This window comes from Roseomonas aeriglobus (assembly GCA_016937575.1).
Lineage (GTDB): Bacteria > Pseudomonadota > Alphaproteobacteria > Sphingomonadales > Sphingomonadaceae > Sphingomonas > Sphingomonas aerigloba.
On the sequence record JAFHKN010000002.1, the window covers coordinates 1614763 to 1640083 of the forward strand.

Here is a 25321-nt window from a genome sequence, read left to right on the forward strand (position 1 = left end):
GGATGCGGAGGTATCGATCCGGCGCGCGGCGGCGAACGTCAGATGCCGGTCCACTGCAAACCGGCCGGAAGGTCGGATGCCGAGAAGTCGACCTGAAGAACGCGCCGGTGGTTAGCCGAGATCGCCGCATCCGAGGCATGAAGGATTGGCGTCGCATATACCCAGACATCGCCTGCCCGGGCCGTACATCGATAGATTCCACAACGGTCGACCGCATCGGGAACCGCCATGACCGGAATCCGGCCGAGGAGATGCGAACCGGGTGCGATCAAGAGCGGCGCGTTCGAATCCGGCACGTCGTCCAGATGCACCCGCACGGTCAGCATACCAGCCAGCACGCCGAAAGGCGGTTCGACATGATGCAATCCTGCCTTCATGGTCCAGGCGCCGAAGCCATCCACGTCCGCCCTGTTCCGCACGCAAATGGTCCGATCCTGATGCCACCCGAGCGACCAATTCGTCGCTGGCGACTTGTCGAACAGAATCGCCCGGACTGCGCGGGCATCTGGGCCCAGCAGGTTCGTGACAAGCGCCCCGATGTTACCCGGAGCACGCAGGACCGACCTGAGCGATGCGATGCCATGCAATCGCACGCCTGCACGATCCTGCGGGATCGCTTCGGCAATTGCGTGCAAGGTCGTCAGGTCGGGCAATGCCGCTCCGACGTAGCACTGCGCGCCATCTGCGGCCAACGTCAGGGGGCGTCTGTCGACAGTGTCGCTCATCCAGACAGCTAAGCGTGCGCACCAGCGATCGCAACGATCCTCTCGGCACGGTTGATCCCTGCGGCCCCCTCCCCTAGACGCGCCGTCAAACCCTCGTTTTAAGGACGAAAAGAGCATGGCGAAGATCAAGGTGAAAACGCCCGTCGTGGAGATCGACGGCGACGAAATGACGCGGATCATCTGGGAATGGATCCGTGAGCGCCTGATCAAGCCCTATCTCGACATCGACCTGAAGTATTACGATCTGTCGGTTCAGAAGCGCGACGAGACCAACGACCAGATCACGATCGATTCGGCGAACGCGATCAAGGAATATGGCGTCGGCGTGAAGTGCGCGACGATCACCCCGGACGAAGCGCGCGTCGAGGAGTTCAATCTCAAGGAAATGTGGAAGTCGCCGAACGGCACCATCCGCAACATCCTGGGCGGCGTCGTCTTCCGCGAGCCGATCGTCATCAGCAACGTCCCGCGCCTGATCCCGGGCTGGACCAAGCCGATCGTCGTCGGCCGTCACGCCTTCGGCGACCAGTATCGCGCGACCGATTTCAAGGTGCCGGGCCCGGGCAAGCTGCGCATGGTCTGGGAAGGCGAGAACGGCGAGAAGATCGAGAAGGACGTGTTCAACTTCCCCGCGGCCGGCGTCGCGATGGGCATGTACAACCTCGACGACTCGATCCGCGACTTCGCGCGTGCCTCGTTCAACTACGGCCTGAACCTGAAGTGGCCGGTGTATCTGTCGACCAAGAACACGATCCTGAAGGCCTATGACGGCCGCTTCAAGGACCTGTTCCAGGAAGTGTTCGACACCGAAGGCTTTGCCGAGAAGTTCAAGGAAGCCGGCATCGTCTACGAACATCGCCTGATCGACGACATGGTCGCCTCGGCGCTCAAGTGGAGCGGCGAATTCGTGTGGGCGTGCAAGAACTATGACGGCGACGTCCAGTCGGACCAGGTCGCACAAGGCTTCGGCTCGCTCGGCCTGATGACCTCGGTCCTGCTGTCGCCGGACGGCAAGACGGTCGAGGCGGAAGCCGCGCATGGCACCGTTACCCGCCACTATCGCCAGCACCAGCAGGGCAAGGCGACGTCGACCAACCCGATCGCGTCGATCTTCGCCTGGACCGGCGGCCTAAAGTTCCGCGGCAAGTTCGACGATACGCCCGACGTCACCCGCTTCGCCGAGACGCTGGAACAGGTCTGCATCGAGACGGTCGAAAGCGGTCAGATGACCAAGGATCTCGCGATCCTGATCGGCCCGGATCAGCCGTGGATGACGACCGAACAGTTCTTCGAGGCGGTCCGCCAGAACCTCGAGAACAAGATGGCTGCCTGGCAGTAGAGAACGACGTCAGCGACGGCGAAACTCGGCCACGAGTCCGCCGTCGCCTTCGATCGTGGCCGCCCTCCCCGGCACAAGCTGCACGGCGCCGCGAGTCTCGACGATCCGCACTGCATTGCACTGTCCCCTGACCGGTCGCGTCCACCGGACGATGACATACATGATACCGTTCGTATCGGGACGCCCGCCCGGAGCGGTCGACCGGGCCGGCGTCAGCGACACGTTAATCTCGCGGCGGTTGGGCTGGATCAACTGGACGTCACGGCAGCTGTCATCCGCCGGCTCGGTCACGCTCTTCTGCCAATTGGCGCCGGTCCGCGTGCCGATCGACACGGTCTCCTCGGCCAGTACGCCTTCCGACGAGCGCAACCTGAAGTCGATTTGAAACCGTTCCTCTGCGGCCACCGGGCCTTGGAAGACGGGAAAGCTCAATCGCGCGGCAGGAGAAGGCGGCGCGGGCGGCGCGGGCGGCGCGGACGGGAGCGAGGCCGCGGCCTGAAGCAGCACGGGAGCGAGCAGGACCACGGTCATCACTTCCTCCGAATCGGACGCTCTGTGCCTAATCCGTGGTCCTTGCCCGTTCGCGAAGAAAGCTGCTTAACCGGCCCCGGCCGGACATTTCCGAACGAGAAACGCCGTCGACGATCGTTTCGGTCATGACAGCGTCGCGATCCTGTTCATAATGGCCGGCATGGCGCTCAACCTCGGCAATCACCAGTTTTCGGACGCTCTCGTCATCCTCGGTGCCGCGGGGATCGTCATCCCCGCCTTCGCGCGGTTTCGCATCAGCCCGGTCATCGGCTTCATCCTCGTCGGTATCCTCGTCGGCCCGGCGGGACTGAGCACGCTGATGCCGCAGGCGCCGTGGCTATATTACGTCACGATCAGCGATCCGGAGTCGATCGAGCCCTTCGCGGAGCTGGGCATCATCCTTCTCCTGTTCACGATCGGCCTGGAGCTGTCGTTCAAGCGGCTGTGGACGATGCGGCGGCTGGTGTTCGGCCTGGGTGCGTTCGAATTGCTTGTCGCGGCCGCCGTCATTGCGCTTGGGCTGCATCTGATCGGCCAGGCGTGGGCCGGGTCGATCGGGCTGGGCCTGGCGCTTGCGCTGTCGTCGACCGCGCTGGTCCTTCCCCTCGTCGGTGCGGCAAGCCAGGTCGGGCGGCCGGCGTTCGCGATGTTGCTGTTCGAGGATCTGGCGCTCGTCCCGATCATCTTCGCGCTGGGGGCGATGGCGCCGACCGCAGGCGCGGACGGCTGGGCGAACCTGGGTACGGTTGCGATCCGTGGCGCGATCGCCGTCGCAGCGCTGTACGTCGCGGGGCGATTCGTCCTGCCGCGACTGTTCGCGCAGGCGGCCCGGACCAAGAACCCCGAACTCTTCCTCGCCGCCAGCCTGCTGGTCGTCATCGTCGCCAGCCTGATCACGACCGCTGCGGGCCTGTCGCCGATCGTCGGCGCGCTGCTTGCCGGGCTGCTGATCGCCGAAACCGAATATCGCGAAGAGGTCGAGGTGATGACCGAGCCCTTCAAGGGCCTGGCGCTCGGCGTGTTCCTGCTCACGGTCGGCATGCGGCTCGACCTGCGACTGATCATGGCCAACTGGCCGTCGCTGTTGGCGGCGATCATCGGCGTCATGGCGGTCAAGATCGTGGTCACGACCGGTGTCCTGCGGTTCACCGGCACGCGCACCGGCACCGCGGCGGAAACGGGGGTGCTGATGTCGAGCCCCTCGGAAACCACGCTAATTGTGCTCGGCGTAGCCACGCAGGCCGCCCTCATCCAGCCTTCGACGGCCGCCTTCTGGACGACGGTGACCGCAATCGGCCTGACGATCACACCCCTCCTTGCCAAGGCCGGCCAAGGCATCGCGCGACGGATCGACCGGCAGGAGCGAATGGCCGATCCTGAGGTCGATACCGATCGCCCCGGCACCGTCATCATCGGCTTCGGGCGCGTCGGGCGGACGGTGGCCGACATGCTGCGGGTCCATAACAAACCGTTCGTTGCGGTGGATGCCGACATCGATGGCGTGAACGCCGCGCGCAAGCAGGGCTATCCGGTCATTTTCGGGGATGTCGCGCGCTCGGAGATGGTCGATCGCCTGCGGCTGGGCCACGCCGATGCGCTGATCCTGACGATGGATGATCCGGTACTGACGGTCAGCCTGGCGCGACGCGTGCGGGCGTGGGTGCCCAAGCTGCCGATCATCGCCCGCGCCCGTGACGCGGCCCATGCCGCCGAACTCTACAAGGCGGGAGTCACCGACGCGGTGCCAGAGACGCTCGAAAGCTCGCTTCAGCTGTCGGAAGCCGTTCTGGTCGATATCGGCGTCGCGATGGGGCCGGTCATCGCCTCCATTCACGAAAAGCGCGACGAGATGCGCCAGCAGATCAAGGCCGCCGCCGACCTCGATCGCGAACCGCGCATCCGTCGTGTCCGCCGCACGGGCGAACTCGGCTGAACGGGGAAGACAGGTACAGTTCAGCCCGGAAACCGTATCCAGTCACGGATCGTTACCCCTGCGATCCAACACCAAGACTGGAGAAGACCATGACGTTTTTCGCGACCGCCCTGCTGCTCGGCACTGCCGCGGCGCCGGCCGCGCTGGCCCAAACTGCCACTGCGACTCCTGCGCCTGCGACGCCCGCCCCCGCTGCCCAGACCGCGCCGCAAGGCCCGGCCGTCGGTGTGACCGTGAAGGATACGGCGAACGGCGAGGTCGGCACGATCGAGGCGATCAACGGCGATCTCGCCGTCATCAACACCGGCACGAACAAGGTCAGCTATCCGCTGAACGCGATGACGCCGACACCGACCGGCCCGATCATCGCCCTCACCAAGGCCCAGCTGGATGCAAGCTTCGTCGAACAACAGGCGAAAGCCGCGGCGGAACTGCAGACCCGCCTCACCGCGGGCACCGAAGTGTTCGCTCGCGACGGGACGACCAAACTGGGCACGATCAAGGCGGTGGATGCCGAATTCGTGACGCTGACAACCACCGCGGGCAAGGACGTACGGTTGCCCAAGGGCGGGTTCGCGACGGGTCGGGTCGGGCTCGTCATCGGCCTGACCGCGGCTGAGTTCACCGCGGCAACCGCCGGGGCGTAATCATGATGTGGCCCCTCCCCTATCCGGGGAGGGGCACTTTTACGCGGAAAGCGCTGCCCGGACCGCGTCGAGCGCTGCCGCAGCATTGGTGCCGTTTGGCCCTCCGCCCTGCGCCATGTCCGGACGACCACCGCCGCCTTGCCCGCCGACCGCGGCAACCGCAGCCTTCACCAGATCGACCGCATTCAGCCGATCCTTCAGGTCGTCGGTCACGCCGACCGCGACCGTCGCGCGGCCGTCGTTCACCGCAACGAGGGCCGCAACGCCCGATCCGATCCGCCCCTTGGCCTCGTCGACCGCGCCGCGCAGACCCTTTGCTTCGAACCCGTCGAGCACCTGGCCGACGAAAGCGACCCCGCCGATCGTTTCCGGCCCGGCTGCTTCGGCCTTGCCTCCACCGCCGAGCGCCAATGCCTTCTTGGCCTCGGCCAGTTCGCGCTCGAGCCGCCGCTTCTCTTCCACCAGCGTCGCGACGCGCGCCGGGACCTCGTCGGGCGATGCCTTGAGCGCCGCTGCCGCTTCCCTCAACTTGTCGTCGCGCGACTGGAGATATCCGCGCGCGGCCTCGCCGGTCAGCGCCTCGATGCGGCGGACGCCCGAGCTGACCGCGCTTTCACCAACGATCTTCAGGAGCCCGATCTCGCCCAGCGCGCTGACGTGCGTGCCGCCACACAGCTCGACCGAATAGGTCTTGCCCCCATCGTCGGTGCCCATCGAAACGACGCGGACTTCGTCGCCGTATTTCTCGCCGAACAGTGCCATCGCGCCCATTGCGATCGCATCGTCGGGGGTCATCAGGCGCGTCGTGACGGGCGTGTTTGCACGAACCTGCGCGTTGACCTGCGTTTCGACGTCGCTGAGCTCGGCCGCGGACATGCTGTTCGGGTGCGACACGTCGAAGCGCAGCCGGTCGGGCGAGACCAGCGAGCCTTTCTGCGCGACGTGGGTTCCCAAACGCTGGCGCAGCGCCTCGTGCAACAGATGCGTCGCGGAGTGGTTGGCGCGAATCTGCGCACGGCGATCGCGATCGATCGTCAGGCGAACCGTATCGCCGACCTTCAGCGTCCCGCTGTCGATCGTCGCCACATGGCCGTGGAGCTTGCCGACATGCTTCTGCGTATCTGAAACGGTCGCCGATACGCCGTCACCGGTAATCGTGCCGGCATCGCCGACCTGGCCACCGCTCTCGGCATAGAAAGGCGTCTGATTGACCAGCACTTCGACCGTCTCGCCGGTCGTCGCGCTGTCGACGCGCGCGCCGTCCTTGACGAGGGCGATGACCTGCCCCTCGCCGACGTCGTTGGCGTAGCCGGTGAATTCGGTCGCCCCCTCTTCGGCGATGTCGAACCACACGTCGTCCGACGCCTTGGCGCCCGACCCCTTCCACGCGGCGCGCGCGGCGGCCTTCTGCTCGGCCATCGCGGCATCGAAGCCGGCGCGGTCAACCGCGATGCCTTGCGGACGCAACGCATCCTCGGTCAGGTCATAGGGAAAGCCATAGGTGTCGTAGAGCTTGAACGCAGTCGCACCGGGCAGGGTGCTGCCTTCGCCCATGTCGCCGGTCGCCTCGTCGAGCAGCTTCAGGCCATTCGCCAGCGTGCGGCGGAAACGCGTTTCCTCCTGCAACAGCGTCGCTTCGATCAGCGGCTGGGCGCGGACGAGCTCGGGGAAGGCGCCGCCCATCTCGGCGACCAGGCTGGGGACCAGACGATGCATCAGCGGGTCCTTCGCACCCAGCAGGTGCGCGTGACGCATCGCGCGGCGCATGATGCGGCGAAGCACATAGCCGCGGCCTTCGTTTGCCGGCAGGACGCCGTCGGCAACCAGGAAGCCGGCCGAGCGCAGGTGATCGGCGATCACGCGGTGGCTCGCCTGATTGTCGCCGGTCGTCGCCGTGCCGGTCAGCGCGCCGCTTTCCGCGATCAGGGCCTTGAAGGTATCGGTGTCGTAGTTGTCATGGACACCCTGAAGCACGGCTGCAACGCGTTCCAGACCCATGCCGGTGTCGATCGACGGACGCGGCAGGTCGCCGACGATCTCGTCCGCTTCCTGCAGGAACTGCATGAAGACGAGGTTCCAGATCTCGACGAAGCGGTCGCCGTCTTCCTCCGGCGAGCCTGGAGGGCCGCCCCAGATATGGTCGCCATGGTCGTAGAAGATCTCCGAGCACGGCCCGCACGGTCCGTCCGATCCCATCGCCCAGAAATTGTCCTTGGTCGGGATGCGGATGATCCGCTCCTCGGGCAGCCCGGCGATCTTCTTCCAGAGGTCGAACGCCTGATCATCGGTATGATAGACGGTCGCCGTCAGCTTCTCTGCCGGCAGCCCCCATTCCTTCGTTAGCAGCGTCCAGGCGTGCGTGATCGCCTGTTCCTTGAAATAGTCGCCGAAGGAAAAATTCCCGAGCATCTCGAAGAAGGTGTGGTGCCGCGCCGTATAGCCGACATTGTCGAGGTCGTTGTGCTTGCCGCCGGCGCGGACGCACTTCTGCGACGAGGTCGCGGTCGAATAGGGCCGGCTTTCGAGACCCGTGAACACGTTCTTGAACGGCACCATGCCGGCGTTCACGAACATCAGCGTCGGGTCGTTCTGCGGAACGAGCGGCGCCGAGGGCACGATCTGATGCCCGGCCTTGCCGAAATAGTCGAGGAACGAGCGGCGGATGTCGTTGGTCGAAGTCATGGGCGTTGCGCTTAGGCGAGGCGCGGGCTGCACTCAAGCGCCCGAACGTGGTAGGGTCGGGACGAACCGGGGGAGAAGGACGATGCGACTGCACGTGACGGGGGCGCTGGCCGCACTCCTGATGCCCGCCCTGGGCGCGCAGGACCTGCCGAAGACGGAGGCGCCGCCCGCGTCCGCGCACCCGATCTGCGGTGGCGATGACGTTGCGGCAAAGCGACCGACCTTGCTGGAGGGATATGGCAAGGGTGGCTGGACAATCTCGACCAAGGTGCCCGCGGCACAGGCGTTCTTCGACAACGGCATGCAATTGGGTGCCGCCTTCGCGCATAAGGCATCGATTGCGGCGATGCAGGAAGCGGCTCGGCTCGATCCCGGCTGTGCGATGTGTGCATGGGGCGACGCCTGGGCGTCGGGGCCGACGCTCAATTACGACAGCGAGCCGGATGAGACCGCAAAGCTGCTGATCCGCGCGAAGCAGGCGCAGGCCCTGGCGGCGACTTCGGGCACGCCGCTCGAACGGGCGCTGACGGACGCCTTGGTGTTGCGGTATCAGCCGGGCAAGCCGAATGCGGGGGCGATCGCCTATGCGAACGCGATGGATGCACTCGCGCGCGCCCATCCGACCGACGTCGCCATCGGCACGCTTGCCGCGGACGCGATGCTGCTGGCGGGTACGCGGGAGAAGGACGGCCGGCCGATGATCGACCGCTCGATCGTCCTTCTGCAAGACGCATTGGCGCGCGATCCGGATTATTCGCCGGCGATCCATTTCTACATTCACGCGACCGAAATCGCCGACGTGCCTGACCGGGCGACACCCTATGCCGACCGCCTGCGCGCGCTGGCACCCAAGGCTAGCCACCTCGTTCATATGCCGAGCCACACTTACTACTGGATCGGCCGGTACCAGGACGCCGCCGACGCCAATGTCGCGGCGGTGAAGCTGGGCATCGAGAACGGCAAGCGGCTGGGGATGACCGGGCCGGACGGTGTCTGGGACCTGCCCTATCACGCGCACAACGTCCATTTCGGCGTCGGCGGCGCGATGATGTCGGGCGATAAGGATGCCGCGTTGCTGCTCAGCGACCCGTTGGTCGACGTGGCAACACGGCGCGACGAGGGATCGGTGTTCTGGCAGGCCATCGCCGGCATGGGCTACGCCGCCGAAGGCCGGTTCGCCGAGCCTGCCAAGGTGCTTTCCCTGCCCCAACCCAAGCTGCCCTATGCACGCGCCTTCTGGCACTATGCTCGCGGCGAGGCGCTGGCGCGGCAGGGCAAGGCGACCGAAGTCCGCGTCGAAGCGGATGCTATCAACCGACAATTGCGCGGCTTGGACGATACGTCTGGGCAGCGATTGGCAAAGATCGCCGCACTTGTGCTCGGCGGACGCGCGGCGATGCTCGATAACGATCCGCGCAAGGCGGCAAAATTCTATGCGGCGGCGGCCAAGATCGAGGAGGCCAAGCCGATCTCCCAATATTCCGACCCGCCGGTGTGGTGGTATCCGCCGCGGCGGTCACTGGCCGAAGCCAGGCTGGCGATGGGGGACGCTCGCGCCGCGCTGGCGGAGGCGGATGCGACGCTGAAGCGGCGGCCGAACGATCCCATGACCTTGTCGATCCGGGCGCGCGCGCAAGCGGCGCTGGGGAATGCGGGCGCTGCCGGGCGCGATGCGCGCAACGCGCTGGCGGGATGGCGTGGCAAGCGCGCGATGTTCGGGCGCGGGATGATCTAACGACCTCCCTCTCCCCTTCGGGAGAGAGGGCTTTCAAACGGGCGCGTCGATCGACGCCGGCGGCTCGCTGAACCACGTCGGTCCTGCCGCCGTCATGTAGAAACAATCCTCCAGGCGCACGCCGAACCTGCCCGGCAGATATATCCCCGGCTCGTTCGAAAAGCACATCCCCGCCGCCAACCGCGTGGTCTCGCCGTGAACGAGGTTCACCGGCTCATGCCCGTCCATCCCGATGCCGTGCCCGGTCCTGTGCGACAACCCCGGCAGCCGATAGCGCGGACCATAGCCCTTCGCCTCGTAGCTCGCCCGCACCGCATCATCGACGCTGCCCGCAGTGGCGCCGATCCGCGCGGCGGCATAGGCGGTCGCCTGCCCCGCCCGGACATCATCCCATATCTTGCGCACCGCCGCCGGCACACTGCCCTTCACGAAGGTTCGCGAGACGTCCGACTGATAGCCCTGCACCGTGCAGCCGCAATCCATCAGAACGACCGACCCCTGTTTGACGACCTGCGGCTTGCGCGTCCCGTGCGGCAGAGCAGCGGCTTCGTCGACCAGCGCCATCGAGAATTCCGGACTGCCGCCGAGCTTGCGAGTTGCAGCGCTCATCATCGCGCCGATCTCCGCGCCGGTCATTCCGACTTCGACCCGCGGCACGGTGAAGCGGTAAGCCGCGATCGTCACGTCGGTTGCGAGTTGCATCAACGCGATCTCCGCGGATGTCTTGATCATCCGGCAACCGCGCACGACAGGATTGGCCGATACGAGCCGCGCGTTCGGCAGCGCGCGCTGCAGACCATCGACCGCGAAATAGCGCACCGTCTCTTCAATCCCGATCGGTCGGGCGTCGAGCTTTCGCTCCTTCAGGAAGGCGGCGACCAGCTTCAACGGATCCTCGTCCTCTTGCCACACGCGCACCTCTGCGGGCACGCCGAGCGATTCGCGGACCGAAGGCTCCTCGAAGAAGGGCGTCACGACCAGCGCCTCGCCCTCGACCGGCAGGACCGCCGCGGTCAGCCGCTCGCTGCGCCCCCAACGCACCCCGGTGAAGTAGATCAGGCTCGATCCTGGCTCGATCAGCACCGCGCCGATGCCGCTCGCCTTCATCAGAGCCTGCGCCCGCGCGACCCGCTTTGCGCGCTCCGCCGCACCGATCGGCACCGCGTCGGTCGTCAGGTCGCGCAACGCCGACAGATCCGGTTCGGCGGCGCGGAGCAGCCCCGGACGGATGAAAAGCGGCAGCGCGGCGGCGCCGGCGACAAGGGTGCGACGGGTCAGGATCATGGTTTCGAACGATAGGGTGCTTGACCGCGCGGTCGCAATCCCCTTCCCTGCGCGGCACTTTCGGGGAGAGATTCTTTGGCCAAGCGGCTGACCTATTACATTCTCGGCGCGCTGATCGCCGGCATCGTGTGCGGCCTGGTGCTGAACGCGATCTTCGCCGGCGGCGATGCCGGACAGGAGACGCTGAAGTCGATCGCCTATTATCTGTCGATCGTCACCACCGTGTTCCTGCGCCTGATCAAGATGATCATCGCGCCGCTCGTCTTCTCGACGCTGGTCGTGGGCATTGCACACATGGGGGATACCGCGGCGCTGGGCCGCGTCGGCTTGCGGTCGATCCTCTGGTTCGTCGGCGCCAGCCTGCTGTCGCTGACGCTTGGGCTGATCCTGGTCAACCTGTTCCAGCCTGGCGTGGGCCTCGGTATCCCGATCCCGCCGGCCGATGCCGCAAGCGGCGTCGACAAGGCTGCGTTCGATTTCAAAAATTTCGTCGCCCACGTCTTCCCCGCCTCCGGCATCGAGGCGATGGCGAACAACGAAATCCTGCAGATCGTGATCTTCTCGGTCTTCATCGGCGTCGCGATCACCGCGGTCGGCGAGAAGGCCGCGCCTCTGGTCAAAGGGATTGAGGCGCTGGTGCAGGTCATGCTGCAGGTGACCAACTACGTCATGCGCTTCGCCCCCTTCGCGGTGTTCGCGGCGGTGACCGCGACGCTGGCGGAGCGGGGGCCCGAGATCCTCGGCACGCTCGGCTATTTCATGCTCACCTTCTACATCGCGCTCGGGCTGTTGTGGTGCGTGCTGATCGGCATCTGTTACCTGCTGGTCGGCAAGCGCACGGGCCTGCTGGTGAAGTATATTCGCGATCCGCTGCTGCTGGCCTTCACCACCGCGTCATCGGAAGCCGCCTATCCGCGCACGCTGGAGGCACTCGACCGGTTCGGCGTGCCGCCGCGTATCGCCAGCTTCGTGCTGCCGCTCGGCTATTCGTTCAACCTCGACGGGTCGATGATCTACATGACCTTCGCGACGATGTTCATCGCGCAGGCCTACGGCATCGAAATGACGCTGGGTCACCAGATCACCATGCTGCTGATCCTGATGGTCACGTCGAAGGGCATCGCCGGCGTTCCGCGCGCCAGCCTGGTCGTGATCGCGGGCACCCTGTCGTTCTTCGATATTCCCGAAGCAGGCCTGCTGCTGATCCTGGCGATCGACCATTTCCTCGACATGGGCCGATCGGCAACCAACGTCGTGGGGAACGCCGTCGCCGCCACCGTCATCGCCAAGTGGGAGGGCGATCGGCTCGATCCAATCGAAAGCCCGGTCATCGACGCACCAACGGCGCCGAGCGGCCATGGACCGGCGGAGGATTTCGACAGCTTTCGGAAGATCTGAGGCATTTTCACGGTCATGCCGGGCCGAGCCGGCATGACCGTACGCTTCGATCAGGCGTAAGCGTAAGGGCCGCCGGCCGCCAACGCCCGCTGATAGGCGGGGCGCGCATGAATCTTTTCCAGCCATGCGACCGTCGCTGGGCGGCCGGCGTCGAGCCCGGCGCGGTGGCGCGCAGCCTCCAGCGGGAAGCTCATCATCACGTCGGCGGCAGTCATCGCGTCGCCGGCGAACCATGCCCGGCTGGCAAGCTCGCGTTCGACCCAGTCGAGATGCACGTCGATCATCGGCTGAATGCGCTTTTGCCCGCGCTTGCCGAGGAACGGGATACGGCCGAGCACCAGCTTCAGGAGCAGCGGCGGCATCAGCGACCCTTCGGCATAATGGAGGAAATGACGGTAGCGCAGCAGCCCGTCACGATGCGCGGGCGCGCCGAGCCGGCCGTCCGCCTTTTCAACCAGATATTCGACGATCGCGCCCGTCTCGGCGATGGTGCGCTCGCCATCGGTCAGGATCGGCGATTTGCCGAGCGGGTGAACCTGGCGTAGCTCGCTGGGCGCCAGCATCGTCACCGGGTTCCGCTCGTAGCGCTTGACCGTATAAGGCAGGTCCAGTTCCTCGAGCAGCCACAGCACACGCTGCGATCGGCTGTTTTCGAGATGGTGAACGGTCAGCGTCATCGGCATCCTCTCCCTTATCGGTCAGGCAATGGCCGACCATATCCAGCCCGCGGCGGGGAAGTCGACCGCGTCCGCAGTGCAGTAACGCTCGATGGCGCCGCGCAACCGATCCACGGACCCGGCCCGGTCCCCGTCCGGCTGTTGTCGCAACGCTGCGGCAGCCGGTCCGATCCGCTGCAGGAAATCGAGCGCGTCGCCCAACGGATCGTCGCCCGCGCCGGCGCGATAGGCGAAATCGACCGGCACGGCCTCGGCGCCTCGCCATCCGGCCGTCGCCAGGATGGTCGCGACACGGTCGCGATCGGCGAAGGCGAACGGCCCCGGGCCCTCGCCGGGCGGCGCCAGGCCAAGCGCCTTCGCTGGGGCCGTTGCGAAGCCGTTGTCGGTCCATGCGCGAAAGCACGAGAAAACCAGGCTCGCGCCGGGTGCGGCTGCCTGTCGAAGCGTGGCGAAGGCGACGACGGGGTCGTCGAAGAACATCACGCCGTGACGGGAATAGAGCAGATCGAAAGGCGCATGGGTGGCGGCGAGGTCAAGAACGTCGCCTGCAAGAAATATAGCGTCGGCCCGATGCGACCCGCGCTCCCGCGCCGGCGTAAGCGCATGGCCTTCCTGCGGATCACCGGCCGCCCGCGGTTCCCGCATGCACAGACGCGATGCTATGGAGTGCCGTTCGTTCGCAACCGCCACCAGCTGTTCGGACAGATCGACACCGATGATCGCCGCATCTGGCCGGGCCGCTGTCAGCGCCAGGCTTGTGCCGCCCGCGCCGCACCCGATGTCGAGTGCGCGGAAGGGTCCCTCCGGCGCCGCGGCAAGGATGGCGGCATCGAGGCGGCGGGATAGATCAGCGAAACTGCGGTCCGTGCGTCGCCACTCCGCTGCCCACACATCACCGACGCGCCCGGTCCAATCTGTAGCGTTGGTCACTCTCGACCCCTGGCTAAGTTGAGAAAGTTGAGACGTGCGGCACGGCCGTTCTCAACTTTTGCCCAAACGCGAAAGGGCTCGCCCACGCTGGACGAGCCCTCCCGATTCTTGCCCTGCGACCGGCCGCCGGCCGGTGCGACGTGGACGCGGCGAACGATCAGAGATCGTCGTCCGCGTCGGGGCCGGTCATCATTTCCTCTGCGACCTTTTCGGTGCGCTGGCGGATCGCCTTTTCCAGGCGGTCCATGAGTTCCGGGTTCTCCTTCAGGAACGTCTTGGCGTTCTCGCGGCCCTGGCCGATGCGGATGCTGTCGTAGCTGAACCACGCCCCCGCCTTTTCGACGATGCCCGCCTTCACGCCCAAGTCCAGAATCTCGCCGATCTTCGAGATGCCTTCGCCATACATGATGTCGAATTCGACCTGCTTGAACGGCGGGGCGACCTTGTTCTTCACCACCTTTACGCGCGTGGCGTTGCCGATGATGTCCTCGCGGTCCTTGATCTGACCCGTGCGGCGGATGTCGAGGCGGACGGACGCATAGAATTTCAGCGCGTTGCCGCCTGTCGTCGTCTCCGGATTGCCGTACATCACGCCGATCTTCATGCGCAGCTGGTTGATGAAGATCACCATGCAGCGCGAGCGGCTGATCGAGCCGGTCAGTTTGCGCAGCGACTGCGACATCAGACGTGCCTGAAGCCCGACGTGACTGTCGCCCATCTCACCTTCGATTTCCGCACGCGGAACAAGGGCGGCAACCGAATCGACCACCAGCACGTCGATCGCGTTCGAGCGGACCAAGGTATCGGTGATCTCGAGCGCCTGTTCGCCGGTATCCGGCTGCGAGACGATAAGTTCGTCGATGTTGACGCCCAGCTTCTTCGCATAGACGGGGTCGAGCGCGTGTTCGGCGTCGACGAATGCGGCGGTCCCGCCGTTCTTCTGCGCCTCCGCGATCACGTGCAGCGCAAGCGTGGTCTTGCCCGAGCTTTCCGGACCATAGACCTCGATCACGCGGCCGCGCGGCAGGCCGCCGACGCCAAGTGCGATGTCGAGCCCGAGCGATCCGGTCGAGATCGCCTCGACCTGCATCGCCTCCTTCTGACCCAGCTTCATCGCCGAGCCCTTGCCGAACGCGCGGTCGATCTGCGCGAGGGCGGCATCCAGTGCCTTTTGCCGATCCGAATTCGTTGCCATGCCGCTGTCGATGACCTTCAGGTTCGCTGCCATGTGGGAAGCTCCGTCGCTAGGGCATCCATCCGCCCGGTTCAACTTAACTGCGTCTATGTACTGATTATGTTCCACGAGAACAAGGGCGGAACATCGATTTTTCTGTGGTCAAATCGAACCTTTCCGCCACACTCGTCCGCGCATCATCCGATCGAGGTTTCCGCCCGTGCCACTCGTCGCCCTTGTCGCCGCTCTGCTCCTTCAGGCTGCTCCCGCAACCGCGGATCCGGACACGCGAGCCTGGTGGGCCACTACCGCTGCGCTTTCGAACGATGCGATGGGCGGCCGCGACGTGGGCAGTGCGGAACATGAGCGCGCCGCCAGACTGGTCGCCGCGCGCCTGGCCAGAGCGGGCGTCCAGCCCGCGGGCGAGGGCGGCGGCTGGTTCCAGCACGTGCCGATGGAGGAAATGGCGATTTCTCGCGCGACGATCCAGGTCGGTGGACGGCCGCTGCGTTTTCTTCACGATCTGTACGCCCTGCCCGGCCAGGTGCCTGCCGCGATCGATCGCCCCCTTGCCTACCGCGGCTATTGCGCGCCCGAGGCCCTGGGGGACGTGCGCGGCAAGATCGTCCTGTGCCACGGGTCGCGGCGGCCGGGCATGCCGTCCCCGGCCGACCGGATCGCGGCACTCCGCAAAGGCGGCGCCGAGGGGCTGATCACCATCGCCGACCCGGGTTTTACCGTGGAGCCCCCGCGGTGGCCCTATGCCTATGCCCGCGCGGTACGATTGCGCAGCAGCCTGGTCGTGCCCGCATCGTTGCCACAGATGACGCTCCGCGCGGGCGCGCTTACGACGGTGCTGGCGGGGAGCGGTCAGGACGCCGCCGCATTGATCGCCGCCGGCAGCGCGGGCCGTCCCCTCCCCGCCTTCGACCTGACCGCGAGCTTTGCCGCGACGTTCACGATGACCCACCGCAGCATCGGCGCGTCGAACGTGCTGGGCATCCTGCCCGGCACCGACCCTGCCCTCGCCGACCAGGCCATCGTCCTGACCGCGCATCTCGACGGCTATGGTCACGGCACACCGGTCGACGGCGACGGACTGTATAACGGCACGCTCGATGACGCCGCCTATGTCGCGCTGCTGGTGCGACTGGCCGAACGGCGCGGCGGCAAGGGCTTTCGGCGACCGATCCTCTTCGCGATCGTCACCGGCGAGGAGAAGGGGCTGCTCGGCACGCGCTGGTTCCTCGACCACCCGACCATTCCGCGCTCGCGGATGGCCGCGAACATCAACCTCGACCAGCTGCGGCCGATCTTCCCGCTCGAGTTGCTGACGGTTCATGCGCTCGACGCAACGACCCTGGGGGACGATGCCCGCGCGGTGGCGCAGGGAATGGGCGTCGCGATTCAGGCCGATCCGGAACCCGAGCGTAACCTGCTTCGCCGTTCGGATCATTGGCCGTTCCTTCAGGCAGGCGTGCCCGCGACCAGCTTCGTCTTCGGCTATCGACCCGGCAGTCCGAGCGAGGCGATCTATCGCCGCTGGTACGTGACCGGTTACCATACGCCGAAGGACGATCTGCAGCAGCCGATCGACTGGAAGGCCGCGACCGACTTCAATCGCTTTTTCTACACCTTGGTCGATCGCGTCGCGAGCCAGGATACGGCGCCGGGATGGAAAGCCGGCGGGAAAGCCCAGCTCGGCCTTACCCCTTAGCGTCCTCGCCGCGCGTCCAGTCGAGCATCTCCGGCGTCACCCACCCATTGACGTAGTTCAGGTAATAGACACCGAACAGGATTGTCGCGACGATCGTCACGCGCAACGCGATGCGGCCGGCCGGGAAATGATGTGGCGCGCTGTCGGCCTGACCGGGGATACGGTCTCCCCCCACTTCGTCGGTCGTGCGCACGCCGAACGGCAGGACGAGAAACACGGAGAACGCCCAGAACAGGACGTAGATGGCCAGGGCGGATGTCCAACGCATGGCCGCGGTCCTAGCGCGAGACGGCGGCGCTGCCCACAGGCGTGTCGCACCGCCGACGCACAAAAAAAGGGGCGGCCGGAGCCACCCCTCGCTTTCCGCGTCGCGGGTCCAATCCGGGAAGGATCAGAAGGCGTTGCGATACTGTTCGTTGCCGACGAAGCCCAGCTTCGACACGTTCGCGCGCTTGATGATCGCGAGAACCTGGTCGACCTTCTCGTACCGGGCCGAGGGGTCCGGACGGAAGTGCAGTTCGGGCTGCGGTGCCATCACGACCGTGCGGTCGAGATACTGGCGCAGCGTCACCTCGTCGATCGGCGCGCCGTTCCAGTAGGTCTGGCCCTGCGGGTCGATCGTCAGCGTGTTCTTGTCCGACTGGATATCCTGTCGGTTGTTCGAATTCTGCGGAAGGTCGACCTTCACCGCATGCGTCTGAACCGGGATGGTGATGATGAACATGATGAGGAGCACGAGCATGACGTCGATCAACGGCGTCGTGTTCATTTCCATCATCGGCTCGCCGTCGTCCTTGCCGCCGCTCATAGCCATTTCGAGATACTCCTAGACTGTGCCGCAGCGGCTTACTGGCGAACCGTGCCGGTGCCGGCGGGCGGTTCGGAGATGAAGCCGACCTTGGCATAACCGGCGGCCTGCATCGTATAGACCGCGCCACCGATGCACTTGTACGGCGTGTTCACGTCACCGCGGATGTGCACTTCGGGGATGTCGTCCGGGGTGATGTTGGACCCCAGGCGATCAACCACGCCCTTGAGCTTGGCAACACCGCGGTCGAGCAGTTCCTGGCTGGTCACCGGGGTCATGCCCCAGGCCACCGTGCACTGATCGCCGTTGCCGGTGACCGCGAGCAGGACGTTTTCCGGCTTCGTCGTCGTCACTTCATACGCGACCTTCGGCAGCGTCAGCGGGATCGACTGGACCACGACCGGGACCGCGATCAGGAAGATGATGAGGAGCACCAGCATGACGTCGACGAGCGGCGTCGTGTTGATGTCCGACATGGGGGTGGAGTCGTCGCCACCACCTGAACTCATCGCCATTGCGAGCTTTTCCTATTCTACGTGTCGGCCCTTTGCGGCTCCCTGAAGAACCGTGCGGGGCTGGTCCGGGATCGCGCACCCGACGGATGCGCGATCCCGGCAGTCCCATTACGCCTTGGTCTGCACGCCACCGGTCTGGCCGGCGGTCGTCGTCGCAGCCGGCTTGGCCGGAGCGGCCGGCTTCACCGGGGCGGTCTTGGCAGCGGCGGTCGGACGGACGGCGCCGTTCGAGGCCAGGAAGCCCAGCACGTCGTTCGAGAAGGCCGACAGGTCTTCCGCGATCGACTTGTTGCGACGCTGCAGCCAGTTGTAGGCAAGCACGGCCGGAACCGCGACGGCCAGACCCAGCGCGGTCATGATGAGCGCTTCACCGACCGGGCCGGCGACCGCGTCGATCGACGCCTGACCGGCAGCGCCGATCTTGATGAGCGCGCGGTAGATGCCGATAACCGTACCGAACAGACCGATGAACGGCGCGGTCGCGCCGACGGTCGCGAGGAAGGCGAGGCCGGTGCCGAGCTTGGCGTTGATCGCCGCTTCCGAACGCGCGAGCGAGCCGTGCAGCCAGTCGTGCGCTTCGACCGGATCGGTCAGCTTGGCATGCTGGTCCTGCGCGGTGATGCCGTCGTCGACGATCTGGCGATAGGCCGAGTTCTTCTCGAGCTTGGCGGCGCCTTCACGCAGCGAGTTCGAGGTCCAGAAGCCGGTGCGCACGCGCTTGGCCTGGTTGATGACCTTCTGCTGCTCGAACAGCTTCGTGAACATGATGTAGAACGAAACGATCGAGAAGGCGCAGAGGATGAGGAACACGGTCCAGGCGATCGTGCCGCCCTGTTCCAGTGCCGCCCACAGGCCGTACGGGTTTTCGCCCGCTGCCGCGCCGTTGGTTGCCGCGGCGAGAATGGTGGTGATCATTGCTCGGTTGGTCCTTTTACGAAAAGCGTATCTTGGTGAGAATTCGAGGGGAGCGGCCGATGCGCTGTGGCACCGGCGCGGTCCTTACTGTTCCAGCTGCCAGCGGATCGCCAACGGGTAGCTGGACGCCACCGGGTTGCCGTCTTCGTCCTTCGCCGGCGTGAAGCGCACCCGGCTCCGCGAGATGCGGCAGGTCGCATCGTCGAGGTCGCGGTTGCCGCTCGACGAGGTAACCCGACAGTCGGTGACGCGACCATCGACGCCAACCGTCAACGTCGCCGCGACTCGACCCTCTGCGCCTTCACGGCGGGCCGTCGGCGGATAGTTGTCCGGTCCGAAGAACTGGCTCACATTGCCCTTCAGGCCAGCCTTCTGACTGATCTTGGGGGGTGCCGGCGGCGCGGGCGGAGCCGGCGGCGCAGGTGGGGCGGGCGGAGCCGGCGGCGGCGCCGTATAGGCCGGCGGCGGCGTCGTCTGCGCCTGCATCACCACCGGCGGTGCGACCGTCTGGACGATCGGCGGCGGGGTGACGAGGACCGGCGGCGGCGGAGTCGACGGCTGGTCCGGCGGCGGCGGTGGCGGAGGCACCTCCTCCGGCGGGGGCGGCGGCTCCTCGACCTCGAACGTCGTCAGCTTTTCCTGGGTTTTCTTGATATACTGATAGGCGAGGCCCGTCACAAAGGCGTAGCCTATCACAGCGTGAATCAGGGCAACGATGACAAGCGCCACCACCCGACTCCCGCTCATATTCTTGTCAGCGTAGGCCATTCAGCTACGAAACTCCCTCATGACTGACTGAGGCGGGCGGCGACTTCCACGCGGTTTTGCGTCCTCTGCCACTGCCTACCTTCTGCCGCAGACGTTATGCCATCGCGCGACAGGGCCATGCGGCTCTATCACATGGTTCCTGTGACGCAAACGCTTTGTCGGGCGCAACAAACGTACGGGCGGAAAAGGACAAAATTATTTCTGTATCGTTCAGGGTCGCCACGCTAACGCTTTCGATCATGCTGACCCCGCTTAACCTTTTCGCCCCGATCACGTTCATATCGGCAGTTTTTGCCGCATTTCCGTCGCAAAGCGCGCAGAACATGGCACCTTCCGGGCAGCCGTCCGCCAGCTATGCGAGTGTGGCGGACCGGGTGATCGCCGCGCCGTTGCTGATCGACGCCACCATCCGCGATGCGACGAAGCTCAAGCCGGCGGAGGCGCCCGACGTCCGGCCCGGATTCGCACGATTCTATGTCGTAGCCGACGTCGGCGCGCTGATTCGGGGACCGGCCGAGGTGTCGGCGCGAGTCTCCTACCTGGCCGACGTGCCGCTGGACGCCCGGGGCAAGGCGCCGAAGCTCAAGAAGATGCGCGTCCTGCTGTTCGCACGGCCCGTGCCGGGGCGCGCGGGCGAGATCCAGCTGCTCGGCCCCGACGGGCAGCAGCCCTGGACGCCGACGCTCGACGCGCGCATCCGCAGCATATCACGCGAGGTTGTGGCGTCCGATGCCCCGCCGGCGATCCGGGCGGTCGGCAATGCCTTTCACGTCGCCGGCTCGCTTCCGGGCGAAGGCGAAACGCAAATTTTCCTGACGACCGCAGACAATCGCCCCGTATCGCTGTCGATCCTGCGTCGGCCGGGCGAGCAACGCCGCTGGGCGGTGGCGCTCAGCGAGATCGTCGACGAGGCCGCCGGCCCACCCGCGCGCGATACGCTGCTCTGGTATCGGCTCGCCTGCGGGCTGCCCCGCGCCCTGCCCGACCGGTCGGTCGCGGCGATGGAGCCGATGGATGCCGCGATCGCGCGCGAGGATTACGCCTTCGTCCTGGCGCAACTGGGGCCCTGCACACGCTGATTCCCCGAATTGGCCGGGAATATCTGCCTGGGCTCTTGCAGGATGGCGTTGGCACGCGCATCGCTTGATCCATGTGGAATCCCCTCAAGATTCGCCGTACCGATGCGGGGGACCTTGCACGGCTGCATCTGGTGATCGAACGGGCCTACCGCGGCGAGACGGCGCGCCGCGGCTGGACGCATGAAGCCGACCTGCTGAGCGGTCCGCGCACTACCGAACACGTCCTGACCGAAATCGTCGGCGATCCGCGTCAACGGTTGCTGTCCGCGTGGCTGGGACCGGAGCCGGTCGGGTGCGTGGCGATCGCCGACCGCGGCGGCGGGCTGGCCTACCTCGGCCAGCTGTGCGTCGAGCCCGAGTTGCAGGCCGGCGGCATCGGCCGGCAGCTGATCGGTGCGGCGGAGGCCACGGCGGCGACAGTGTTCCGTGCCGACCGAATCGAAATGACGGTGATCGAAAGCCGGATCGAGCTGATCGCCTATTATCAGCGGCGCGGCTATGCGGTGACGGGCGAGCGGCGCGACTTTCCGATCGCGCTCGAACCGCCCTTATATATGTCGGTGCTCGAAAAGCCGCTCAGAGCGCTTGCCCGGCCCTGAGCCGCGCGGCATGGCGCGGACCATGTCCGTCACAGCCAAGATCTGCGGCCTTTCGACGCCAGAGACGATCGACGCAGCCGTTCGCCACGGCGCGCGCCACATCGGGCTGGTCTTCTTCCCGCCCAGTCCGCGCCATGTCGATTTCGACCAGGCGCGGGGGCTCGCCGCGCACGTGCCGGCGCATGCGGGAATCGTCGGCGTCTTCGTCGATCCCGACGATTCGCTGGTCGATGCTGCGGTTGCGGCAGGCGAGCTCGATATCCTGCAACTCCACAAGACCGCCCCCGATCGCGTGGCCGCGTTGAAGCGCCGCACGGGGCTCGAGACTTGGGCGGCGGTCGCGGTGAAGACACGCGCCGACCTCGATTCGGCACGCGGTTTCGTCGGCGCGGCGGATCGCATTCTCTATGATGCCAAGACGCCCGAAGGCGCCGCCTTGCCCGGGGGCATGGGGCTACGCTTCGACTGGACGCTGCTCGACGGCTATCGTCATCCCCTGCCCTGGGCGTTGTCCGGGGGACTTGATCCCGACAATGTCGCCGCCGCGGCAAGCCGGACGGGCGCGACGCTCGTCGACGTCTCCTCCGGCGTCGAAAGCGCGCCCGGCGTGAAGGATGTGGACAGGATCGCGCGCTTCCTTCAAGCGGTTCGGCACTTATGAACGCTCCCAATTCCTTCCGCGCCCAGCCCGACGAGCGGGGCCATTTCGGCGATTACGGCGGCCGTTACGTCGCCGAAACGCTGATGCCGCTGATCCTGGACCTGGAGCGCGAATATCGCGCGGCGCAGGCCGATCCCGCCTTCGCCGCCGAGTTCGACGACCTGCTCGAACATTATGTCGGCCGGCCCAGCCCGCTCTATTACGCCGAGCGGCTGACCGAGGCGCTGCGCGAGAGCGCGCCGGAGGGCAAGGGGGCGGAGGTCTGGTTCAAGCGCGACGAGCTGAACCACACCGGCGCGCACAAGATCAACAATTGCATCGGCCAGATCCTGCTCGCGCGGCGGATGGGCAAGACGCGGATCATCGCCGAGACGGGCGCGGGCCAGCACGGGGTTGCGACCGCCACCGTCTGCGCGCGCTTTGGCCTGCCCTGTACCATCTTCATGGGCGCGAAGGACGTCGAACGGCAGGCGCCGAACGTGTTCCGCATGAAGCTGCTCGGTGCCGAGGTCCGCCCGGTGAAGTCGGGCGCGGCGACGCTGAAGGATGCGATGAACGAGGCGTTGCGGGACTGGGTCGCGAACGTCCACGACACCTTCTACATTATCGGCACTGCGGCCGGCCCGCATCCGTATCCGGAGCTGGTCCGCGACTTCCAGAGCGTGATCGGCCGCGAGGCGCGCGAACAGATGCTGTCGCGCACCGGGCGCCTGCCCGACCTGCTGGTCGCGGCAATCGGCGGCGGGTCGAACGCGATCGGGCTGTTCCACCCGTTCCTCGACGACGCCGATGTCGCGATGCTGGGCGTCGAGGCGGCGGGCGAAGGGCTGGATGCGAAGCACGCCGCGAGCCTTGCGGGCGGTTTCCCCGGTGTCCTCCATGGCAACAAGACCTATCTGTTGCAGGACGACGACGGCCAGATCGCCGAGGCGCACTCGATCTCGGCGGGCCTCGACTATCCGGGCATCGGGCCGGAACACAGCTGGCTGAAGGACATCGGCCGCGTCGAATATACGAGCGTGACCGACACCGAGGCGCTCGACGCCTTCCAGTTGCTCTGCCGCACCGAAGGCATCATCCCCGCGCTCGAACCCAGCCATGCCATCGCCGCGGTCGCCAAACGCGCGCGCGAGATGGATCGCGGCCAGGTTATCCTGGCGAACCTGTGCGGGCGTGGCGACAAGGACATCTTCACCGTCGCCGAGGCGCTGGGGGTGGCGATATGAGCGCGACGGGTGGAAGTCTCACGAAGTTTTTGGCGACAGCAGTTTTGACTTTGATCGTCGCTGAGCTGGTTGGTCGGGCCTTGTCGACATGGTTCGACGTGGAACCCTTCTACGATCAAAATAGTGGCTGGCTCCATATGGTCGTCGTTGGGCCGGTCGTTACTTGGGCGTTCTTTCGCTTCAAGGTGATCGAGCGTTTGCGCGAACGGGGACACATTCAATGACCCGCCTCGCCACCGCCTTCACCCGCGGCCCCGCGCTTGTCACGTTTGTGACGGCGGGCGACCCGACGCCGGCCGCGACGCCAGCGATCCTCGACGCGCTCGTCGCCGGGGGCGCGGACGTGATCGAGCTCGGCATGCCGTTCACCGATCCGATGGCCGACGGCCCCGCCATTCAGGCTGCGAACATCCGCAGCCTGGGCGCCGGCACGACCACCGCCGACATCCTGTCGATCGCAAGGGGCTTTCGCGCGCGGCACCCGGACGTGCCCCTGGTCCTGATGGGCTATGCCAACCCGATGCTGCGCCGCGGGCCGGAATGGTTCGCGGACGCCTGCGCCGAGGCCGGCATCGATGGCGTGATCTGCGTCGACATTCCGCCCGAGGAGGATGACGCACTCGGGCCGGCGTTGCGCGCCAAGTGCATCGATCCGATCCGTCTCGCCACGCCGACGACCGATATCGCGCGCCTGCCCACCGTGCTCGATGGCGCGAGCGGATTCGTCTATTATGTCTCGGTCGCCGGAATCACCGGGCTGCAACAGGCTGCGCAATCCTCGATCGAGGACGCGGTCGCCCGCCTGAAGGCAGCGACGGACGTCCCCGTCGCGGTCGGCTTCGGCATCCGCACGCCCGATCAGGCCGCCGCCGTCGCGCGCGTGGCCGACGGAGTCGTCGTCGGCTCCGCGATCGTCAACCTCGTCGCCCAGCACGGCGCCGATGCCGCCGAGCCGGTGCGTGCCTATATCGACACCCTGAAAACCGCCATCAGCAAGGCCATAACATGAGCTGGATCGACCGCGTCCGCAACGCGATCCCCTTCGTCACCAAGCGCGAGACGCCCGACAACCTCTGGCACAAGTGCAAGGGGTGCGGGCAAATGGTGTTCGTGAAGGAGCTGGAGGAAAATCAGCACGTCTGCCCGAAGTGCCAGCATCACGAGCGCATCGGCGGGCGCCTGCGCTTCGCATATCATTTCGACGAGGGCAGCTGGAGCGTGCTGCCCAATCCGCGCGTCGCCGAGGACCCGCTGAAGTTCCGCGATTCGAAGCGCTACACCGATCGCCTGAAGACCGCGCGCACCGACACGGGCGAGCAGGATGCGTATCTGAACGCGGTCGGCACGATCGACGGCCACCGCGCGGTCATCGGGGTGCAGGACTTCGCCTTCATGGGCGGATCGATGGGTCAATTCGTCGGCGAAGCCTTCATCGCCGGCTGTGAAGCCGCGATCCGCGAAGGCGCGCCCTATATCGTCTTCACCGCCAGCGGCGGTGCGCGCATGCAGGAGGGTATCCTGAGCCTGATGCAGATGCCGCGCTCGACCGTCGCGATCGAGATGCTGCATGATGCGGGCCTGCCCTACATCGTCGTGCTGACTGACCCGACGTCGGGCGGCGTGATGGCGGCCTATGCGATGCTGGGCGACGTCCAGATCGCCGAGCCCAACGCAACCCTGGCCTTCACCGGCCGCCGCGTGATCGAAAGCACCATCCGAGAGAAGCTGCCGGAAGATTTCCAGACGTCCGAATATTACCGCGACCACGGACTGATCGACATGGTGACGCACCGGCACGAGCTGAAGGAAACGCTGGGCAGGCTGGTCGGCTATCTCGCCGGTAGCCGGATGGCGGCGTAAGCAAGGAAAGCCCTCTCCCCTTCAGGGGAAGGGGTTGGGAGAGGGGGAGGTCTCACCGAGAGCGACGCTCGCGGCAAGGCCCCTCTCCCCAGCCCTCTCCCCGCAAGCGGGGAGAGGG

General features: G+C 66.3%; 25 protein-coding genes. 13 read left to right on the forward strand and 12 right to left on the reverse strand.

Annotated elements, in window-relative coordinates; genetic code table 11:
* Positions 1 to 38 precede the first annotated feature (38 nt).
* Positions 39 to 725, reverse strand: a complete 687-nt coding sequence (locus JW805_08130; protein ID MBN2971982.1) for a phytanoyl-CoA dioxygenase family protein — start codon at positions 723 to 725, stop codon at positions 39 to 41.
* A 115-nt stretch (positions 726 to 840) separates the two neighbouring features.
* Between JW805_08130 and JW805_08135 the strand changes: the two genes are divergently transcribed.
* On the forward strand, positions 841 to 2064 hold the full coding sequence (locus JW805_08135; protein MBN2971983.1) for an NADP-dependent isocitrate dehydrogenase: 1224 nt from the start codon (positions 841 to 843) through the stop codon (positions 2062 to 2064).
* 9 nt (positions 2065 to 2073) lie between these two features.
* Here the strand turns inward: JW805_08135 and JW805_08140 are convergent, their stop codons facing one another.
* Complete coding sequence (locus JW805_08140; GenBank protein MBN2971984.1) at positions 2074 to 2595, reverse strand: hypothetical protein; 522 nt, start codon at positions 2593 to 2595, stop codon at positions 2074 to 2076.
* A 160-nt stretch (positions 2596 to 2755) separates the two neighbouring features.
* Here JW805_08140 and JW805_08145 point away from each other — a divergent pair, with 160 nt between their 5' ends.
* Together JW805_08145 and JW805_08150 are read left to right on the forward strand one after the other, a co-directional pair.
* Positions 2756 to 4528 (forward strand): cation:proton antiporter, encoded by a 1773-nt coding sequence (locus JW805_08145; GenBank protein ID MBN2971985.1) that lies wholly within the window; start codon positions 2756 to 2758, stop codon positions 4526 to 4528.
* 89 nt (positions 4529 to 4617) lie between these two features.
* The gene (locus JW805_08150) at positions 4618 to 5175 is read left to right on the forward strand and encodes a hypothetical protein (GenBank protein ID MBN2971986.1); all 558 of its coding nucleotides are present in this window, start codon (positions 4618 to 4620) and stop codon (positions 5173 to 5175) included.
* Between the two features lie 39 nt (positions 5176 to 5214).
* On the opposite strand, the gene alaS is transcribed toward JW805_08150, so the two are convergent.
* Complete coding sequence (alaS, locus tag JW805_08155; protein MBN2971987.1) at positions 5215 to 7857, reverse strand: alanine--tRNA ligase; 2643 nt, start codon at positions 7855 to 7857, stop codon at positions 5215 to 5217.
* Between the two features lie 82 nt (positions 7858 to 7939).
* On the opposite strand from alaS, the gene JW805_08160 reads away from it, so the two are divergent.
* On the forward strand, positions 7940 to 9592 hold the full coding sequence (locus JW805_08160) for a hypothetical protein (GenBank protein MBN2971988.1): 1653 nt from the start codon (positions 7940 to 7942) through the stop codon (positions 9590 to 9592).
* A gap of 33 nt (positions 9593 to 9625) precedes the next feature.
* Here JW805_08160 and JW805_08165 read toward each other — a convergent pair whose 3' ends face one another.
* Entirely contained in the window at positions 9626 to 10873 is a 1248-nt protein-coding gene (locus JW805_08165) for an aminopeptidase P family protein (protein ID MBN2971989.1), read from the reverse strand.
* Between the two features lie 78 nt (positions 10874 to 10951).
* Between JW805_08165 and JW805_08170 the strand changes: the two genes are divergently transcribed.
* Positions 10952 to 12274: a dicarboxylate/amino acid:cation symporter gene (locus JW805_08170; protein ID MBN2971990.1), complete on the forward strand. Its 1323-nt coding sequence runs from the start codon at positions 10952 to 10954 to the stop codon at positions 12272 to 12274.
* A 50-nt stretch (positions 12275 to 12324) separates the two neighbouring features.
* Here the strand turns inward: JW805_08170 and JW805_08175 are convergent, their stop codons facing one another.
* The 3 genes from JW805_08175 to recA form a co-directional block, all read right to left on the reverse strand.
* Positions 12325 to 12951, reverse strand: coding sequence for a glutathione S-transferase (locus tag JW805_08175; protein MBN2971991.1), 627 nt, complete (start codon positions 12949 to 12951; stop codon positions 12325 to 12327).
* Positions 12952 to 12972: 21 nt separating this feature from the next.
* Positions 12973 to 13881 (reverse strand): class I SAM-dependent methyltransferase, encoded by a 909-nt coding sequence (locus tag JW805_08180; protein ID MBN2971992.1) that lies wholly within the window; start codon positions 13879 to 13881, stop codon positions 12973 to 12975.
* A 157-nt stretch (positions 13882 to 14038) separates the two neighbouring features.
* The gene (gene recA, locus JW805_08185; protein MBN2971993.1) at positions 14039 to 15109 is read right to left on the reverse strand and encodes a recombinase RecA; all 1071 of its coding nucleotides are present in this window, start codon (positions 15107 to 15109) and stop codon (positions 14039 to 14041) included.
* 166 nt (positions 15110 to 15275) lie between these two features.
* Between recA and JW805_08190 the strand changes: the two genes are divergently transcribed.
* Entirely contained in the window at positions 15276 to 16772 is a 1497-nt protein-coding gene (locus JW805_08190; GenBank protein MBN2971994.1) for a M28 family peptidase, read from the forward strand.
* On the opposite strand, the gene JW805_08195 is transcribed toward JW805_08190, so the two are convergent.
* From JW805_08195 to JW805_08215, 5 genes are all read right to left on the reverse strand, one after another.
* The gene (locus tag JW805_08195; GenBank protein ID MBN2971995.1) at positions 16762 to 17040 is read right to left on the reverse strand and encodes a DUF1467 family protein; all 279 of its coding nucleotides are present in this window, start codon (positions 17038 to 17040) and stop codon (positions 16762 to 16764) included. The two genes, JW805_08190 and JW805_08195, sit on opposite strands and share 11 nt — an antisense overlap.
* A gap of 123 nt (positions 17041 to 17163) precedes the next feature.
* On the reverse strand, positions 17164 to 17586 hold the full coding sequence (locus JW805_08200; protein ID MBN2971996.1) for a biopolymer transporter ExbD: 423 nt from the start codon (positions 17584 to 17586) through the stop codon (positions 17164 to 17166).
* A 32-nt stretch (positions 17587 to 17618) separates the two neighbouring features.
* On the reverse strand, positions 17619 to 18056 hold the full coding sequence (locus JW805_08205) for a biopolymer transporter ExbD (protein ID MBN2971997.1): 438 nt from the start codon (positions 18054 to 18056) through the stop codon (positions 17619 to 17621).
* A 147-nt stretch (positions 18057 to 18203) separates the two neighbouring features.
* Positions 18204 to 19010: a MotA/TolQ/ExbB proton channel family protein gene (locus JW805_08210; GenBank protein MBN2971998.1), complete on the reverse strand. Its 807-nt coding sequence runs from the start codon at positions 19008 to 19010 to the stop codon at positions 18204 to 18206.
* Positions 19011 to 19094: 84 nt separating this feature from the next.
* On the reverse strand, positions 19095 to 19739 hold the full coding sequence (locus tag JW805_08215) for an energy transducer TonB (protein MBN2971999.1): 645 nt from the start codon (positions 19737 to 19739) through the stop codon (positions 19095 to 19097).
* A gap of 362 nt (positions 19740 to 20101) precedes the next feature.
* Here JW805_08215 and JW805_08220 point away from each other — a divergent pair, with 362 nt between their 5' ends.
* From JW805_08220 to JW805_08250, 7 genes are all read left to right on the forward strand, one after another.
* Complete coding sequence (locus tag JW805_08220) at positions 20102 to 20857, forward strand: hypothetical protein (GenBank protein MBN2972000.1); 756 nt, start codon at positions 20102 to 20104, stop codon at positions 20855 to 20857.
* A gap of 71 nt (positions 20858 to 20928) precedes the next feature.
* On the forward strand, positions 20929 to 21456 hold the full coding sequence (locus tag JW805_08225) for a GNAT family N-acetyltransferase (protein MBN2972001.1): 528 nt from the start codon (positions 20929 to 20931) through the stop codon (positions 21454 to 21456).
* 22 nt (positions 21457 to 21478) lie between these two features.
* Positions 21479 to 22117: a phosphoribosylanthranilate isomerase gene (locus JW805_08230; GenBank protein ID MBN2972002.1), complete on the forward strand. Its 639-nt coding sequence runs from the start codon at positions 21479 to 21481 to the stop codon at positions 22115 to 22117.
* Positions 22114 to 23343 (forward strand): tryptophan synthase subunit beta, encoded by a 1230-nt coding sequence (gene trpB / locus JW805_08235; protein MBN2972003.1) that lies wholly within the window; start codon positions 22114 to 22116, stop codon positions 23341 to 23343. The genes JW805_08230 and trpB overlap by 4 nt, the downstream gene beginning before the upstream one ends.
* Positions 23340 to 23567: a hypothetical protein gene (locus JW805_08240; protein MBN2972004.1), complete on the forward strand. Its 228-nt coding sequence runs from the start codon at positions 23340 to 23342 to the stop codon at positions 23565 to 23567. The genes trpB and JW805_08240 overlap by 4 nt, the downstream gene beginning before the upstream one ends.
* Positions 23564 to 24352: a tryptophan synthase subunit alpha gene (locus tag JW805_08245; protein MBN2972005.1), complete on the forward strand. Its 789-nt coding sequence runs from the start codon at positions 23564 to 23566 to the stop codon at positions 24350 to 24352. The genes JW805_08240 and JW805_08245 overlap by 4 nt, the downstream gene beginning before the upstream one ends.
* Complete coding sequence (locus JW805_08250; protein ID MBN2972006.1) at positions 24349 to 25203, forward strand: acetyl-CoA carboxylase carboxyltransferase subunit beta; 855 nt, start codon at positions 24349 to 24351, stop codon at positions 25201 to 25203. Before JW805_08245 ends, JW805_08250 begins: the two co-directional genes overlap by 4 nt.
* Positions 25204 to 25321: the final 118 nt, after the last annotated feature.

Excerpts from the sequence above, each read along its gene's own strand:
- JW805_08130 (MBN2971982.1), bottom strand. The coding sequence starts at position 725 with ATGAGCGACACTGTCGACAGACGCCCCCTGACGTTGGCCGCAGATGGC.
- JW805_08135 (MBN2971983.1), top strand. The coding sequence starts at position 841 with ATGGCGAAGATCAAGGTGAAAACGCCCGTCGTGGAGATCGACGGCGAC.
- JW805_08140 (MBN2971984.1), bottom strand. The coding sequence starts at position 2,595 with ATGACCGTGGTCCTGCTCGCTCCCGTGCTGCTTCAGGCCGCGGCCTCG.
- JW805_08145 (MBN2971985.1), top strand. The coding sequence starts at position 2,756 with ATGGCGCTCAACCTCGGCAATCACCAGTTTTCGGACGCTCTCGTCATC.
- JW805_08150 (MBN2971986.1), top strand. The coding sequence starts at position 4,618 with ATGACGTTTTTCGCGACCGCCCTGCTGCTCGGCACTGCCGCGGCGCCG.
- alaS (MBN2971987.1), bottom strand. The coding sequence starts at position 7,857 with ATGACTTCGACCAACGACATCCGCCGCTCGTTCCTCGACTATTTCGGC.
- JW805_08160 (MBN2971988.1), top strand. The coding sequence starts at position 7,940 with ATGCGACTGCACGTGACGGGGGCGCTGGCCGCACTCCTGATGCCCGCC.
- JW805_08175 (MBN2971991.1), bottom strand. The coding sequence starts at position 12,951 with ATGACGCTGACCGTTCACCATCTCGAAAACAGCCGATCGCAGCGTGTG.
- recA (MBN2971993.1), bottom strand. The coding sequence starts at position 15,109 with ATGGCAGCGAACCTGAAGGTCATCGACAGCGGCATGGCAACGAATTCG.
- JW805_08195 (MBN2971995.1), bottom strand. The coding sequence starts at position 17,040 with ATGCGTTGGACATCCGCCCTGGCCATCTACGTCCTGTTCTGGGCGTTC.
- JW805_08200 (MBN2971996.1), bottom strand. The coding sequence starts at position 17,586 with ATGGCTATGAGCGGCGGCAAGGACGACGGCGAGCCGATGATGGAAATG.
- JW805_08205 (MBN2971997.1), bottom strand. The coding sequence starts at position 18,056 with ATGTCGGACATCAACACGACGCCGCTCGTCGACGTCATGCTGGTGCTC.
- JW805_08210 (MBN2971998.1), bottom strand. The coding sequence starts at position 19,010 with ATGATCACCACCATTCTCGCCGCGGCAACCAACGGCGCGGCAGCGGGC.
- JW805_08220 (MBN2972000.1), top strand. The coding sequence starts at position 20,102 with ATGGCACCTTCCGGGCAGCCGTCCGCCAGCTATGCGAGTGTGGCGGAC.
- JW805_08225 (MBN2972001.1), top strand. The coding sequence starts at position 20,929 with ATGTGGAATCCCCTCAAGATTCGCCGTACCGATGCGGGGGACCTTGCA.
- JW805_08230 (MBN2972002.1), top strand. The coding sequence starts at position 21,479 with ATGTCCGTCACAGCCAAGATCTGCGGCCTTTCGACGCCAGAGACGATC.
- trpB (MBN2972003.1), top strand. The coding sequence starts at position 22,114 with ATGAACGCTCCCAATTCCTTCCGCGCCCAGCCCGACGAGCGGGGCCAT.
- JW805_08240 (MBN2972004.1), top strand. The coding sequence starts at position 23,340 with ATGAGCGCGACGGGTGGAAGTCTCACGAAGTTTTTGGCGACAGCAGTT.
- JW805_08245 (MBN2972005.1), top strand. The coding sequence starts at position 23,564 with ATGACCCGCCTCGCCACCGCCTTCACCCGCGGCCCCGCGCTTGTCACG.
- JW805_08250 (MBN2972006.1), top strand. The coding sequence starts at position 24,349 with ATGAGCTGGATCGACCGCGTCCGCAACGCGATCCCCTTCGTCACCAAG.